11 protein-coding genes and 1 pseudogene are annotated in these 13817 nt (G+C 60.4%); 3 read left to right on the top strand and 9 right to left on the bottom strand.

Translation table 11 applies throughout. The features are described from left to right. Nucleotides 1-5: 5 nt before the first annotated feature. From N5D48_RS00135 to N5D48_RS00115, 5 genes are all read right to left on the bottom strand, one after another. Nucleotides 6-422 (bottom strand): RidA family protein, encoded by a 417-nt coding sequence (locus N5D48_RS00135; protein WP_279879700.1) that lies wholly within the window; start codon nucleotides 420-422, stop codon nucleotides 6-8. A gap of 12 nt (nucleotides 423-434) precedes the next feature. Then, nucleotides 435-1268, bottom strand: coding sequence for a phytanoyl-CoA dioxygenase family protein (locus N5D48_RS00130; RefSeq protein WP_279879698.1), 834 nt, complete (start codon nucleotides 1266-1268; stop codon nucleotides 435-437). 107 nt (nucleotides 1269-1375) lie between these two features. Beyond that, entirely contained in the window at nucleotides 1376-1675 is a 300-nt protein-coding gene (locus N5D48_RS00125) for a cytochrome c5 family protein (RefSeq protein ID WP_279879696.1), read from the bottom strand. Nucleotides 1676-2164: 489 nt separating this feature from the next. After that, nucleotides 2165-2665 carry a transcriptional regulator gene (locus N5D48_RS00120; protein ID WP_279879694.1) on the bottom strand — a complete coding sequence of 167 codons (501 nt, stop codon included), beginning with the start codon at nucleotides 2663-2665 and terminating at the stop codon, nucleotides 2165-2167. A 311-nt stretch (nucleotides 2666-2976) separates the two neighbouring features. Continuing rightward, nucleotides 2977-3594, bottom strand: a complete 618-nt coding sequence (locus tag N5D48_RS00115; protein WP_279879693.1) for a TetR/AcrR family transcriptional regulator — start codon at nucleotides 3592-3594, stop codon at nucleotides 2977-2979. A gap of 94 nt (nucleotides 3595-3688) precedes the next feature. Between N5D48_RS00115 and N5D48_RS00110 the strand changes: the two genes are divergently transcribed. The 3 genes from N5D48_RS00110 to N5D48_RS00100 are packed head-to-tail and all read left to right on the top strand — an operon-like array spanning nucleotide 3689 to nucleotide 9378. Next, nucleotides 3689-4831, top strand: coding sequence for a MexC family multidrug efflux RND transporter periplasmic adaptor subunit (locus tag N5D48_RS00110; protein WP_279880134.1), 1143 nt, complete (start codon nucleotides 3689-3691; stop codon nucleotides 4829-4831). A gap of 15 nt (nucleotides 4832-4846) precedes the next feature. Beyond that, complete coding sequence (locus N5D48_RS00105) at nucleotides 4847-7975, top strand: efflux RND transporter permease subunit (protein WP_279879690.1); 3129 nt, start codon at nucleotides 4847-4849, stop codon at nucleotides 7973-7975. Continuing rightward, nucleotides 7975-9378 carry an efflux transporter outer membrane subunit gene (locus N5D48_RS00100; RefSeq protein ID WP_279879688.1) on the top strand — a complete coding sequence of 468 codons (1404 nt, stop codon included), beginning with the start codon at nucleotides 7975-7977 and terminating at the stop codon, nucleotides 9376-9378. Before N5D48_RS00105 ends, N5D48_RS00100 begins: the two co-directional genes overlap by 1 nt. A 75-nt stretch (nucleotides 9379-9453) precedes the next feature. On the opposite strand, the gene N5D48_RS00095 is transcribed toward N5D48_RS00100, so the two are convergent. The 4 genes and pseudogenes from N5D48_RS00095 to N5D48_RS00080 form a co-directional block, all read right to left on the bottom strand. Then, a complete protein-coding gene (locus tag N5D48_RS00095; protein WP_279879686.1) occupies nucleotides 9454-10014 on the bottom strand; it encodes a transcriptional regulator in 561 nt (186 codons plus the stop codon). 257 nt (nucleotides 10015-10271) lie between these two features. Then, nucleotides 10272-10814, bottom strand: coding sequence for a hypothetical protein (locus N5D48_RS00090; RefSeq protein ID WP_279879684.1), 543 nt, complete (start codon nucleotides 10812-10814; stop codon nucleotides 10272-10274). 238 nt (nucleotides 10815-11052) lie between these two features. Beyond that, on the bottom strand, nucleotides 11053-12414 hold the full coding sequence (locus N5D48_RS00085; protein WP_279879682.1) for an FAD-dependent oxidoreductase: 1362 nt from the start codon (nucleotides 12412-12414) through the stop codon (nucleotides 11053-11055). A 352-nt stretch (nucleotides 12415-12766) separates the two neighbouring features. Then, nucleotides 12767-13701 (bottom strand): annotated as a pseudogene (locus N5D48_RS00080) (TolC family outer membrane protein); the annotation flags it as partial. Nucleotides 13702-13817: the final 116 nt, after the last annotated feature.

Below are 13817 nucleotides of genomic sequence, written 5' to 3'. Positions count from 1 at the left end.
TGGGATCAGACGTTACCGCTTCCTGCCACAGCCACGGCACGAATTTCCACTACCAGTCCAGGCAGGGCCAGCTCTGTGATGCCGACTGCGGTCCAGGAAGGATAGCGAGAGGGGAAATATTCATCCTTGATACTGGCGAATAGGGGCATGTCAGCCTGTAGCCGGGTGTGGAAGGTGGTCAGTTCGACCACATCCTCCAGGCCTGCACCAGCAGCTTGCAGCACCTTGGCCAGCGACTGGAATGCCAGGTGCGTCTGGGCTGCCACATCGCTTTCAGGTTTCATGTTGCTGTCGATGCCGACCTGCCCCGATACCCAAATGAGATCGCCTACGCGGGTGGCCTGGGAGTAATGAAACTGATCGTAGAACACCTGGGTCGGTGGCGGATTGATTGATTGCCGCTTCAAGGGGTTGATGGTCATGGAGCCTCCTGTTCAGACAATCTGGCGGAAGGTGGGATGGCGAAAGGCTGCGCCGGCCGAAAGATGCTTGAGCTCCTCGGTGAACAGCACACCTTGTGGTGGGTATCCCGCTTTGCTGTTCTGCGGCAGCGGCTTGAAGGTGGCGTCATCGCCGAAGAAGCGGAAAACGAAGGTGTGGCGGCTAGGGAAGTCGCTGTCGACCGGAGCACCACCGTGCAAGGATGCCGGGTGCAGCAGGATCACGTCGCCTGGTTCGGTGGCCCACGACAGCACATCGTAGGCGCGTGGATTCAGTTTGCGTTCGGCCTCGATATCGGGCAGGCGGGGAAGGGTGCCGTTGTCATGCAACGGTTGTGTCGGATCGTCAGGATCGGTGAATGTGGTGCCATCGTAGCGCGGCCCGCGATGCGAACCGCGAATGATCTCCAACGCGTTACGTTGCGGGATTGATTCGAAGCTGATCCATGCATTGCCCCAATGCTCGCCTGCCCAGGGCAGGTAAGAGGTGTCCTGATGCCAGAGCGTGCGGGAACCTTGCCCACCGGCTTTGAGAAAGACCTCTTCAGCGAAATACCAGACGTTCCGTGACCCCCAGATCCGGGCGAACAGGTTGCCCAGCGGCAGGGATTCAACGAGCGTTTCGAGCCGCTGTTTAGCCACAGGGTTGGCATTGTCCACATGCGACTGCTGTGTCGTGCCTGCGAACATACGGGTGGCGTGGGGGCCATGGTTTTCCACGGCCCAGTCATACGCTTCACGACAGCGCGCCAGTTGCTCCTCGTTCAGGAGTCCTTTGACCAGCACTGCACCATCGGCATGAAAAGCACGGCTTATCGGGTCTAGCATGGCGTCCTCCCGGAACGTCTTTTTTGTGGGTATCCGGGAGACTAGCAACCAGTCGAATATATGACAACGTCAGTTACGTAAAATATTCACGGACGAGGATGGTCAGCTCAAGGCTTGGCCATCCAGTCGATCACTGTTGAGTAGTCGTCCGCTGTACAGTCCATGCACAGGCCGCGCGGAGGCATGGCGTTGAAACCTTCCGTGACATGTTTGACCAGGACGTCTCTGCCTTGGGCAAGTCGTGGCTTCCAGGCTTGGGCGTCACCTTTTTTGGGGGCCATGGGCAGCTGGCCGTTATGGCACATTTGGCAACTGCGATTGAATACGCTCTCTGGAGGCTGTGCCGCCTTGGCCAAGGGGATCTGCCACAGGCAGATGGAAAAAATCAGATAGAAGGCGCGTTTCATGGTCATGCTCTCAGGGGTGTTGTTTTTAGATAACTGATATTATTTTAATTCATGAGTCGTGGCATGCGGCAGTTTGCCGCAGTGTGGCGCCGGGGATGGGGCCTCAGGCGGCAGAGTGGGCGAAGGGTGGCAGGGCAGTGGCGGGCTAAAACCCAGCGCTTTCAAGGGCGTTGAGAATTGGCGCTTGACTTGGACTTGTCAGGGTGCGGTCGGAAGGGCTGCAAAGTAGCCCGGCAGTCGTGAGTCGAAGCGGCCATATCCCAAAAATCGCGAAGACCCTGATAGGGCTGGGGCTAACGCTATTCGGAACCTAAGACGGCATACATCGAAAACGATGTCGCCTTTTCACGGGCTACAGAGCGATCGGTGCCAGAACGCAAGCGCGTCTAGCAGGCAGGACGATAGACTGAAAGGGGAGTAATGCTTGAAGGTCTGTGGGTTTTTGCTCGCAGGCAAGGCAGCCATACCTGCCTGCGAATCCGCAGCGAACTACTCTGCCAGGGGAAGTTTTCGCGCTATATCAAGCTCAACCATGGCATCCAGTTGTGTTTCGATTTGTAGAAAACGCAGGGCGCGCTTAGGTGAGACTTTCTCAGCGAGACGGCGGGTATATCGCTCGCGTAGTTTTACATGGTCGTCCTGAAGGCTGTAAAAACGATGCAGCAGGTCGGTGGCCAGTTCGTCGGTCACATAGCCCTTGCTATAGGCTTGGCCGTAATCAATCATGGCTTCCAACGTCCTTTTGTTAAGGCTGTCAGCCTCTGCTCGGTAAGTATTGTAAATGGGCCAGAATTTCTCATTTTCCTGACCTTCCAGTCCCATATTCGTCTCTAGGATTTTTTTGCGTTTATAGTCTACGTCGGCAAAGTTATTCTGGATCTGGGCCTGATTTTTTCTCATGACCTCCTTGCCAGAGGGAATGTCCTGTGGAGAGGCCAGCACGGGGAGGCTGAGGGTAACGAGTAGGGTAATCGTAAGTTTTTTAAGCATAGGTATCTCCTTGTTTATTGAATTGTGAAAGCTAATTTCTGCGCGTGGCTGGGGTTCCCAATAGGGAAAGTTTCTAATGCCGACCGATATTTTTTGTCAAAGGCGATGCGTTTCTTGAGTGTCATGTGTCGTGGGCTTTAAAACAGTCGCGTCGAACCACCTTTCCATAAGGTGTTCGTTCTCGAACCATTGGCAGAATGCAAATGTCGATGCTGCAAAGCCAAGGATTGCCCGTTGTTCTTTTAGATTGCCTACGGTCATCAGTGGCCCGCCACTTTTCAATCTGACCACGTCTCCTTTTAATAGATTTCTCATGTAGTGCGTCCGGTTCGAGGCTCAAAGGCGTCAGCAGAGTGACAGGCGGCGCCTTGCAGAAAAAATGTTGTAATCAGTTTGTAGCAGTCTCCGGGTATTCGACCCCGGTTTCGCGAGTCGATAGCGCCATAAAGAATGGACACAAATACTTCTGTTAGCAGCGGGGCTGTTAAATCGATGCGGAAGATACCTAATTGCTGACTGCGTAGAAAAAACGCGTCCAGCTCATCTTGATAGAAACTCCAGTCAGCCTCTGGGTCGCGACTGATTCTCAAGTGTGGATGATATCGAGAGGCTAAAAAAACAATTAACTCTCCCTGAGCCAAGTGGTCGTGTATGAGCTGCTGCAAAGCGGACAAGGGATGAGTCGTTTGCGGAGTCGCCCGTTGCAGAATTCGCCGGAGTGAATCCTTGGTGTGCTGCTCAAGCAGGCGATCCAGATTTTCCCGGGTTCCGCAAAGCCTGTGCAAAGTGGCTCGGCTGATGCCTATGCGCTCGGCCAGTTCCTGCATGGATGCCCGTGGATGGCCGGCCACTGCTGAACAAAGGCTAATGAGCAGCTTGGCCGGAATGGGGGCGGGGCAGTGCTCGCGTCCCAAGACTGTAGAATCCATTGTGAGACCCAAAATTATCTTGTGAGGCAAATTTGACTCATCGGGATCGAAAAGGTAGCATTCGGCTCGTTTTCAATCAAGGCTCGGGTGAATGATGAGCAACATACGTGCAATAGGGATGATCGGTGCGCTGTCTGCCGCCATCGTTTTGGCTGGATGCGATGCAACGCAGGAGCAGCAGAATGCTGAACAAGCGGCATCTCCCGTAGAGATCGTCACGGTGGCGGGTGAGCAGTTGGCTTTGAGCTCGACCCTGCCGGGCCGGGTCGAGCCGATGCGTGTGGCCGAGGTGCGCGCCCGCGTGGCTGGCATCGTCCTGCACAAACGTTTCGAAGAGGGGGCCGACGTCAAGGCCGGCGATGTGCTGTTCCAGATCGACCCGGCGCCATTCAAGGCGGCCCTGGCCCGCGTCGAGGCCGACTTGGCCCGGGCCCAGGCCGTGCAGCAGGAAGCCCAGGCGCGGGTAAAACGCTATGAGCCGCTGGTGAAGATCGAGGCGGTGAGCCAGCAGGACTTCGACAGCGCCACCGCCGAGCTGCGCAGCGCCCAGGCTGCCGTGCGTTCGGCCCAGGCCGACGTGCAGACCGCGCGCCTGAACCTGGGCTACGCCACGGTCACCGCGCCGATTTCCGGGCGCATCGGTCGCGCCCTGGCCACCGAAGGCGCGCTGGTCGGGCAGGGCGACGCCACGCTGATGGCGCGCATCCAGCAGCTCGACCCAATCTATGTCGACTTCACCCAGTCCGCGGCCGACGCCCTGCGCCTGCGCCAGGCCCTCAAGGACGGCGCCCTGGGTGGCGGCGACGACAAGGCGCTGACCGCCCAGGTGGAAGGCACCGACTACCAGCGCCAGGGCGCGCTGATGTTCACCGATGTGGCGGTCGACCGTGGTACCGGCCAGGTCACCCTGCGCGGGCGCTTCGACAATGCCGACGGCATTCTCCTGCCGGGCATGTACGTGCGCGTGCGCACCCCCCAGGGCACCGACCAGCAGGCCATCCTGGTGCCGCAGCGGGCGGTGCAGCGCGGCAGCGACGGCGAGGCACGGGTGATGGTGGTGGGCACCGGCAGCCTGGCCGAGGCGCGCAGCGTGCGCACCGGCGTGATGCAGGGTTCGCGTTGGCAGGTCGTCGAAGGCCTGCGCAGCGGCGACCAGGTCATCGTCGGCAGCCCGGCCGGCCTGGCCCCGGGCATGCCCGTGGTGCCGGCGCAGGCGCAGCCGGTCGCGGCGAAATAAGGCGAGGGTAGCGAGATGTCCAAGTTCTTCATCAATCGGCCGAACTTCGCCTGGGTCGTGGCGCTGTTCATTTCCCTGGCCGGCCTGCTGGTGATCCCGGCGTTGCCGGTGGCCCAGTACCCCAGCGTGGCACCGCCACAGATTTCCATCACCGCCAGCTACCCGGGCGCTTCGGCCAAGGTGCTGGTGGAGTCGGTGACCAGCATCATCGAGGAGTCGCTCAACGGCGCCAAGGGCCTGCTGTACTACGAGTCCACCAACAACTCCAACGGCGTCGCCGAGGTGCTGGTGACCTTCGAGCCCGGTACCGAACCGGACATGGCCCAGGTCGATGTGCAGAACCGCCTGAAGAAGGCCGAGGCACGCATGCCCCAGGCAGTGCTGACCCAGGGCCTGAAGGTGGAGCAGGCCAGCTCCGGCTTCCTGCTGATCTACGCCCTGACCAGCAATGCCGGCGACCGCGGCGACACCACGGCCCTGGCCGACTACGCCGCGCGCAACATCAACAACGAACTGCTGCGCGTGCCGGGCGTGGGCAAGCTGCAGTTCTTCGCCTCCGAAGCGGCCATGCGGGTCTGGGTCGATCCGCAGAAACTGGTGGGCTATGGCCTGTCCATCGACGACATCAACAACGCCATCCGTGGCCAGAACGTCCAGGTGCCGGCCGGCAGCTTCGGCAGCACGCCGGGGGCCAGCGAGCAGGAGCTGACCGCGACCCTGGCGGTACAGGGCACCCTCGATACTCCCGAGGCCTTCGCCGGCATCGTCCTGCGCGCCAACCCGGACGGCTCCAGCGTGCGCCTGGGCGATGTCGCGCGCCTGGCCATCGGTAGCGAGAACTACAACCTGTCCTCGCGCCTGAACGGCCACCCGGCCGTGGCCGGCGCGGTGCAGCTGGCGCCCGGCGCCAACGCCATCCAGACCGCGACGCTGGTCAAGGAGCGCCTGGCGGAGCTTGCGCAGTTCTTCCCCGAGGGCGTCGAGTATTCGGTGCCCTACGACACCTCGCGCTTCGTCGACGTGGCCATCGAGAAGGTGATCCACACCCTGATCGAAGCCATGGTGCTGGTGTTCCTGGTGATGTTCCTGTTCCTGCAGAACGTGCGCTACACCCTGATCCCGTCGATCGTGGTGCCGGTGTGCCTGCTGGGTACGCTGATGATCATGAAGTTGCTCGGTTTCTCGGTGAACATGATGACCATGTTCGGCATGGTGCTGGCCATCGGCATCCTGGTGGACGACGCCATCGTCGTGGTGGAGAACGTCGAGCGCTTGATGGCCGAGGAAGGGCTGTCGCCGGTGGATGCGACCATCAAGGCGATGGGCCAGGTGTCCGGGGCGATCATCGGTATCACCATGGTCCTGGCGGCGGTGTTCTTGCCGTTGGCGTTCATGTCCGGCTCGGTGGGGGTGATCTACCAGCAATTCTCGGTGTCGCTGGCGGTATCGATCCTGTTCTCCGGTTTCCTGGCCCTCACCTTCACCCCGGCGTTGTGCGCCACGCTGCTCAAACCAATCGCCCATGGGCATCATGAAAAGGGCGGTTTCTTTGGCGCGTTCAACCGCACATTCGCCCGCATGACCGAACGCTACTCGGTGATGAACAGTGCCCTGGTGGCCCGTGCCGGACGTTGGATGCTGGCCTATGTCGGTATCCTGGTGGTTCTTGGTTACTCCTATGTCCGAGTGCCGGAGGCTTTTGTACCCGCCGAGGACCTGGGCTACGGCATCGTCGATGTGCAGTTGCCGCCGGGTGCCAGCCGGGTGCGCACCGACCACACCGCCCAAGCGCTGGAGCAATTCCTGATGTCCCGCGAGGCTGTAGCCAACACCATTGTCGTGACTGGTTTCAGCTTCTCAGGCCAGGGCGAGAATGCCGCACTGGCGTTCCCGACCTATAAAGACTGGTCGTTGCGTGGCAAGGAGCAATCCGCTGCTGCTGAAACAGGTGTGGTCAATGAGCAGTTCGCCGCCAACGGCGACGGTGCCATCACCGCAGTCATGCCGCCGCCCATCGACGGCCTGGGCAACTCCGGCGGTTTCGCCCTGCGCCTGATGGACCGTGGCGGCCTGGGCCGCGAAGCGCTGCTGGCGGCCCGTGACCAGCTGCTGGCACGTGCTAACGGCAACCCGGTGATCCTCTACGCGATGATGGAAGGCCTGGCCGAGGCGCCGCAATTGCGGGTCAAGATCGACCGCGAGAAGGCCCGCGCCCTGGGGGTGAACTTCGAGGCGATCAACAACACCCTGGCCACCGCTTTCGGTTCGGCGGTGATCAACGACTTTACCAACGCCGGGCGCCAGCAACGGGTGGTAGTGCAGGCCGAGCAGGGCGAGCGCATGACCCCGGAAAGCGTGCTGCGCCTCTATGCGCCAAACGCCCAGGGCGAGCAGGTGCCGTTCAGTGCCTTCGTCACCACCCAGTGGGAAGAGGGACCGGTACAACTGGTGCGCTACAACGGTTACCCGTCGATCCGGATCGCCGGCGACGCCGCGCCAGGTCACAGTACCGGTCAGGCCATGGCCGAGATGGAGCGCCTGGTCAGCGAACTGCCGCCGGGGATCGGCTATGCCTGGACCGGCCTTTCGTACCAGGAGAAGGTCTCGAGCGGCCAGGCCGCCGGCCTGTTCGCCCTGGCTATCCTGGTGGTGTTCCTGCTGCTGGTGGCGCTGTACGAGAGCTGGGCGATTCCGCTGACGGTGATGCTGATCGTGCCGATCGGCGCCCTGGGCGCGGTGTGGGCGGTGCTGCTCACCGGCCTGCCCAACGATGTGTACTTCAAGGTCGGCCTGATCACCATCATCGGTCTGGCGGCGAAGAACGCCATCCTCATCGTCGAGTTCGCCAAGGAATTGTGGGAGAAGGGCTACAGCTTGAGCGACGCCGCCATCGAGGCCGCGCGCCTGCGCTTCCGCCCGATCGTGATGACCTCCATGGCCTTCATCCTCGGCGTGGTGCCGCTGGCCATCGCCACCGGCGCCGGCGCGGCCAGCCAGCGTGCCATCGGTACCGGGGTGATCGGCGGCATGCTCAGTGCCACCTTGCTGGGCGTGGTGTTCGTGCCGATCTGTTTCGTCTGGGTGCTGAAGCTGCTCAAGCGCAAGCCGGCCCCCGTGCAACACGCTGTCGAGGTGACGAAGTGATGCTCATGCGTAATCTGGCAATACCCTTCGCCCTGGCCGTGACGCTGGTCGGTTGCTCGCTGGCACCGACCTACCAGCGCCCCGAGGCGCCGGTGGCGGCCGCGTGGGGCGATGCTGCCGGCCATCATGGCAAGGCGGTGGAGCAACTGGACTGGCAGGCCTTTATCGTCGACCCGGCGCTGCGCCAACTGGTCGCTACCGCGCTGGACAACAACCGCTCGCTGCGCCAGACGCTGCTGGATATCGAGCAGGCCCGCGCCCAATACCGCATCCAGCGCGCCGACCGGGTGCCGGGCTTGAATGCCGGGGCTTCGGGCAACCGCCAGCACCTGCCGGCGGACCTGTCGAGCAATGGCCGCGAAGGGGTCACCAGCACCTACCAGGTAGGCCTGTCGCTGCCGGAATACGAGGTCGACCTGTTCGGCCGGGTCAAGAGCCTGAGTGACGCAGCCCTGGAGCAGTACCTGGCTACCGAGGAAGTTGGCCGTGCCGCGCGCATCGCCTTGATTGCCGAAGTGAGCCAGGCCTACCTGACCCTGGATGGCGCCGAACGGCGCCTGGCGCTGACCCGCCAGACCCTGGCCAGCCGCGAGGATTCTCTGGCGCTGGTCGGCCAGCGGCGCGGCGCCGGCACGGTTACCGCACTGGATCACCAGGAAGCGCTGGGGCTGGTCGAGCAGTCCCGCGCGGAGCTGGAGTCCACCGTGCGTCAGCAGCGCCAGGCCTACAACGCCTTGGTCTTGCTGCTGGGCAGTGCCGAGGCGGCCAAGGCGATTCCGGGCCAGCGCCCGGCCGAGCCGATGGTGTTGCAGGACATCACCCCGGGCGCGCCGTCGGCGCTGCTCGAGCGACGGCCGGACATTCTTGCCGCCGAACACCGGCTGCGGGCGCGCAACGCCGATATCGGCGCGGCGCGGGCGGCATTCTTCCCGCGGATCAGCCTGACCGGCAGCTTCGGTACTTCCAGTGCACAGATGTCCGGGCTGTTCGACGGCGGGTCGCGCAGTTGGAGCTTCATGCCGCAGCTGTCGCTGCCGTTGTTCGATGCCGGGCGTAACAAGGCCGGCCTGAGCCTGGCCGAGGCGCGCAAGGATTCGGCGGTAGCCGCTTACGAGGGCACCATCCAGACTGCCTTCCGCGAAGTGGCCGATGCCCTCGCCGCCACCGACACCCTGCGCCGCGAGGAAGCGGCGCGTCGGGCCCTGGCCGATACCAGCCGGGCGACCGAAGCGTTGGCCAAGGCGCGTTATGAGGGCGGGGTGGATAACCACCTGCGCTACCTGGATGCACAGCGCAGCAGCTATGTGAATGAGGCGGCCTTCATTGAGGCCAGCACCCAGCGCCAACTGGCCTTGATCGATCTGTTCCGCGCCCTGGGCGGCGGGTGGCCGGACAAGAGTTGAAACTCCCTCCTTTGGTTGGGTACTCCAGCCGTTCAGCCCCTCGGACCAGTGCCTTGGGGCTTTTTTTTGGCCAGCTTACGAAGCCTGCGTGATCGCTCCGTGAAGGAAGAGTTGTTCGAGTGCCTGGATTGATGTTGCGCTGGCCGCGCGTCCGCGTCGCTCAGCGTCGACGATGCCATAAATCATGCTTATGAACATCTCGGTAAAGACGGCCGCGCTGATATCTATCCGGAAAGCGCCGTTTTGTTGACCTCGGAGAAAGAATGCGTCCAGTGCTTCAGCATATTCACGCCAGTGACGGTTTTCCTCAGCGTCGCTGAAGGTGTCCGGGCGATACTGGAAGATGAGGAATACAAGCATTTCTCTGTGTTTGAGATGCTCTACAATAAGTTCGTGCAGTGCCGCCAACGGTTCGCCATGTTCTAGCTGTGCCGCTGAGACGGTTTGTTTTAGAATGAGTTCGCCGTGGGCGTTAAGCATTTTGACCAGGTTTTCGCGTGTTCCACAGAAGCGGTGCAATGTTGCTTTGCTCACGCCTGCTGTTTCGGCCAGCTCTTTCAGCGTGGCGCGAGGGTGGATAACGAAAGAGCTGGCCAACGCCTTGAGCAAACGCTCATCGGTTACGGAAGGGGACATGCTGGAAATCTCGTCTTGATACACTGAGGAGATTTTGCAGGATTTATCTTGCTATTAACACCCTTCGGCTGTGTGCGACGACCATCCATTAGGCTCCGTACGAAGAGCCTTGACAGGCGTTGATGCTGCGTTGAAAACAGCCTTGCCTGACCTTCGTCTCAATGCTTTTAGTACAGAACCTGAATGCCGCCGTGTTGCCAAACCTCGAGCCGCGCCCTGTATGTGATTGAGCAGACCTAGATAAAATGGTGGGTTCTTTACATTAAAAAAGATAAGCCAGTCAAAAGAAGTCCTGCAGTGAGTAGCAGTGTGATTGTACGCGCCTGGACTCTGAGCGCTGGTTGGTCCTCAATATGCTTGCTGATGGTGAAGTAAAGTTTTTCGAGTATCTGCTTTTCGTCGAGCCCTTCATGGTTGAAGATATCGTCAATGACCGTGCCGGCACTCGGAAATGGATTGTGCAGACGCGGGGCCACGTCAAGTACACTTTGCTGCAAGGCGCGAGCGGAAAGTAAAGCCGATGTCATCAAGGCGCCCAGGGCTAAAATAGCGATAATTGCTGCTTGCGCTGTGATGAGGTTGAATATTTCAATTGGGCTTAGTCTAAGCATTGTGGCGTACAGTGTTATTACGCCAGCCAACGCGCCCAGGGAGAGGGTGAACATTAGTCGAAGGTAAATTGTAGCTTGATCTCTCGAAGCGGCGACTTGCTCTAAGTAAATCTTGATCAGTATCTCAATGCTTAACCGGCGCGCCTCAAATGCAAGTCGGCGTTCGTCATGAGGCAGGAGATTTTGCATTTTAAATTCCTCGGCATGACCTCATGTGTTGGTGTTGCGTGCTGATCATGCTTTCGTCTTTGTACGGTCATGTTGTTCGCGTGAGCGTATTTGCCATCAGCACCAAATTATCGCCATTGCATGGGTGGCGATGAACAGCATTGCAATGCAACAAAATAAATACCTAGCTGAGGTTTGAGAGAGTGCAAGGAAATTTCAAAGTTTCATGTAGCGCACAGAGAGGCCTGTGCCCTTTGCCTCAAACCTTTGGCACGCGTCGATTGGTCAAACCATCCAGCAGGTTTGCTGCCCCCAGCGCCAGTGTCATGGCGCACCACTGCAGGGGCTCAGGAAGCAGCGATGGAGTGGTATGCCGCAGCGCCGCCAGGGAGGGATGCTCAATGCCGCGGACGCGCTCTGCCAGCAAACGACCGATAAACGATTGAGTGCCCACACCATGCCCTGAACAACCAGCGGTGTAGAGAATGTTATGTTGCGGACCGGCTTCCCCGACAACAGGCAAGGCATCGAAGGCAAAGCTGATGTAGCCACTCCAGCAGTGAGCGATTCCTAAACCTCGCAAGCTCGGGAAGCGGGCATTGAGACCTTCAGCCAAGGCCCGATAGGCTGCGCTATCAGGGTCGTTTGGTGTCTTGCTGCCATATACATAACTGAGACGCTTGGTGCTCAGTACCAGCGTGTTATGCGCAGTCAAACGATGACTTTCCATCGCCAGGTGAGACGTGGTGATCCCTTCCCGATTGGGCCATCCCAGGGATTCGAGCTGCGCCACTGAAAGCGGCTCGGTTTCAATCGCTGATACCTTGATGGGCATGACCTTATTGCGTAGCAAGCCCAATTGCGGTGTATAGGCGTTGGTGGCAAATACTACATGCCGCGCACTCGCACTGCCTCGCGCTGTATTGCATGTGACCACTGAACCTTCGCTGTAGCTGAGCAGTGGCGTACGTTCATAGAGCCTCACTCCAGCTTCAATCACTGCACGTCGGAGCCCCAGAACGTACTTCCCAGGATTCAGTGTGCCGCCGGTGGGGAAATGACAACCGAACAGGAATGCCGGCGGGATACCTCGCGCACGCATAGCGGCATTGTCCAGGAACTGCGCAGGCGAGCCTAAGTCCTGTGCCATTTGCATACTCGCGCGAAGCTGCTGTTCTTGAGAGGGGTGTATACCAGCACGAATAATGCCCGATGCATTGTAGTCACAATCAATGCCGAGTTCTTTTAGCCGCCGCTCCACATAGCTGACGCCTTCATCGTAGAACTTCACGATGTCTCGAGCCTTCTCACGCCCAACGCGTTTGACGAACAGCTCGAACTTCATGCCCTGGCCGCCGACTAGATAACCTGCGTTGCGGCCGCTGGCACCGAATCCGGCGAATTCCTGCTCCAGCACCACCACCTTAGCGCCCAGCGCCGTAAGTTCAAGGGCTGTGGAAAGACCGGCAAAGCCGGCACCGACCACAATCACATCGGCGCTGACGTTCTCTTCCAGTTGCGGCTGCAGGTCGTCAGGCTGCTCCAGCCAACCACCTAATTGGCGAAAGCGCGCCGGCCCCAGGACGGTGTCGATGCTTGTGCTAGATCGGGTATCAGGCATAAGAGTGCTCCTGCTGGGCCGGTTACTTTAAGCCAATCTAGCAAACCCGATTTTTTAACACAACGTACGATATGCTAATTAAGGGGCCAGCCTGCAGCGGTTTGCCAAGGCTTACGTCGCCCTTGCAGGCGACGTCTCGCTACCACCATGTCGACGCTGTCTAGTTGCGAAGCTGAGTCTTTACATCGCCGGCCGGGCGCTCGATAACCTTGAGCGGGGCTTCGCCTTCGCACCTACCTGTGGCTGGCCCTTTTCGAACTAGCGCTTGGTTTTGTAGAGCCCCCAGCGTTTGGCTAGGTACTCGTCAGTGCGAGGGGCGGTCAGAAATCAACGGCCGCCTCGACATTTTCCCTTACGGTCTGCGTTCGAAATTCTTCGCCGCCGCCGCCGCCAGGTCCGGTGGCAGGAAATCCTTGTCCGGGTTGTAGTCGGCCTTCAGGTACCGGCCCAGGTCCTGCAGGTCTTGCGGGCTCAGGGTGCCGGCGGACTGCTTGAGGCGCAGGTTGTCGAGGATGTAGTCATAGCGGCTGTTGTTGTAGTCGCGCACCGAGGTGTACAGCTGGCGCTGCGCGTCGAGCACGTCGACGATGTTGCGGGTGCCGACCTGGTAGCCGATCTCGGTGGCTTCCAGCGCGCTCTGGTTGGAGATGATCGACTGCTGTACCTGTTCCACGTCGGTGTTCACCGCGCGATGCAGATTGCGGGTGTTCTCCACCACCTGGCGGCGCAGGCTCTCGCGTTGCTGCTCGCTCTGGGTCAGGCGCGCATAGGCCTCGCGCACCTGGGAGCTGGTCAACCCGCCGCTGTAGATCGGAATGTTCAGTTGCAGGCCGACGCTGGTCTGCTCCACGTCACCGCCATAGCGCACGCCGTTCTGCGAAGGGTTGGTGAAGCCGAGATTGTCGTTGTCGCCCTTCTGGTACTTGGCCACGGCATCCAGGGTTGGCGCGTGGCCAGCCTTGCGCTGGCGCACCGTCTCTTCGGTCGCGGCCACGGCGTGGTTGGTGGCCTGTAGGTTGAGGTTCTGCCGCCCGGCGGTCTCGACCCAGGCCTTGGCGTCATTGGGCGTCGGCACTTGCACCGGCAGGGTGTGGACCACGCCCTGGATCGCATGTATTGGTGATTGGTCAGGGTGATCAGGGCCTCGAAGGCATCCTGCACCTGGCGCTCGGCGATAATCCGGTTGGCCCGCGCCGTGTCATAGCTGGCCTGTGACTGGAGCACGTCGGTCTTGTCCGAAAGGCCGACATCGAAGCGTTCGTTGGACTGGTCGAGCTGGCGCTTGAAGTAGCGGCTGCAGAAGATCTGCAAGACTGGAATCAGGTGTAGGACCAAGGGGGGGGCATGGGGTTGGTCTGCACGATTCGCCGCGTGATGCAGGCCTTCAGCCCGTTGCGCAGTCC

The sequence above is a fragment of the Pseudomonas sp. GD03858 genome, assembly GCF_029840925.1.
GTDB lineage: Bacteria > Pseudomonadota > Gammaproteobacteria > Pseudomonadales > Pseudomonadaceae > Aquipseudomonas.
The sequence above is the reverse complement of the archived record's forward strand: the minus strand, read 5'-3'. Positions and strand labels throughout refer to the sequence as shown.

Bases quoted from the DNA above. Each gene is read 5' to 3' on its own strand.
- N5D48_RS00120 (WP_279879694.1), bottom strand. From the start codon at position 2,665: ATGCTTAAAAAACTTACGATTACCCTACTCGTTACCCTCAGCCTCCCC.
- N5D48_RS00085 (WP_279879682.1), bottom strand. From the start codon at position 12,414: ATGCCTGATACCCGATCTAGCACAAGCATCGACACCGTCCTGGGGCCG.
- N5D48_RS00115 (WP_279879693.1), bottom strand. From the start codon at position 3,594: ATGGATTCTACAGTCTTGGGACGCGAGCACTGCCCCGCCCCCATTCCG.
- N5D48_RS00130 (WP_279879698.1), bottom strand. From the start codon at position 1,268: ATGCTAGACCCGATAAGCCGTGCTTTTCATGCCGATGGTGCAGTGCTG.
- N5D48_RS00125 (WP_279879696.1), bottom strand. From the start codon at position 1,675: ATGAAACGCGCCTTCTATCTGATTTTTTCCATCTGCCTGTGGCAGATC.
- N5D48_RS00100 (WP_279879688.1), top strand. From the start codon at position 7,975: ATGCTCATGCGTAATCTGGCAATACCCTTCGCCCTGGCCGTGACGCTG.
- N5D48_RS00110 (WP_279880134.1), top strand. From the start codon at position 3,689: ATGAGCAACATACGTGCAATAGGGATGATCGGTGCGCTGTCTGCCGCC.
- N5D48_RS00105 (WP_279879690.1), top strand. From the start codon at position 4,847: ATGTCCAAGTTCTTCATCAATCGGCCGAACTTCGCCTGGGTCGTGGCG.
- N5D48_RS00135 (WP_279879700.1), bottom strand. From the start codon at position 422: ATGACCATCAACCCCTTGAAGCGGCAATCAATCAATCCGCCACCGACC.
- N5D48_RS00090 (WP_279879684.1), bottom strand. From the start codon at position 10,814: ATGCAAAATCTCCTGCCTCATGACGAACGCCGACTTGCATTTGAGGCG.
- N5D48_RS00095 (WP_279879686.1), bottom strand. From the start codon at position 10,014: ATGTCCCCTTCCGTAACCGATGAGCGTTTGCTCAAGGCGTTGGCCAGC.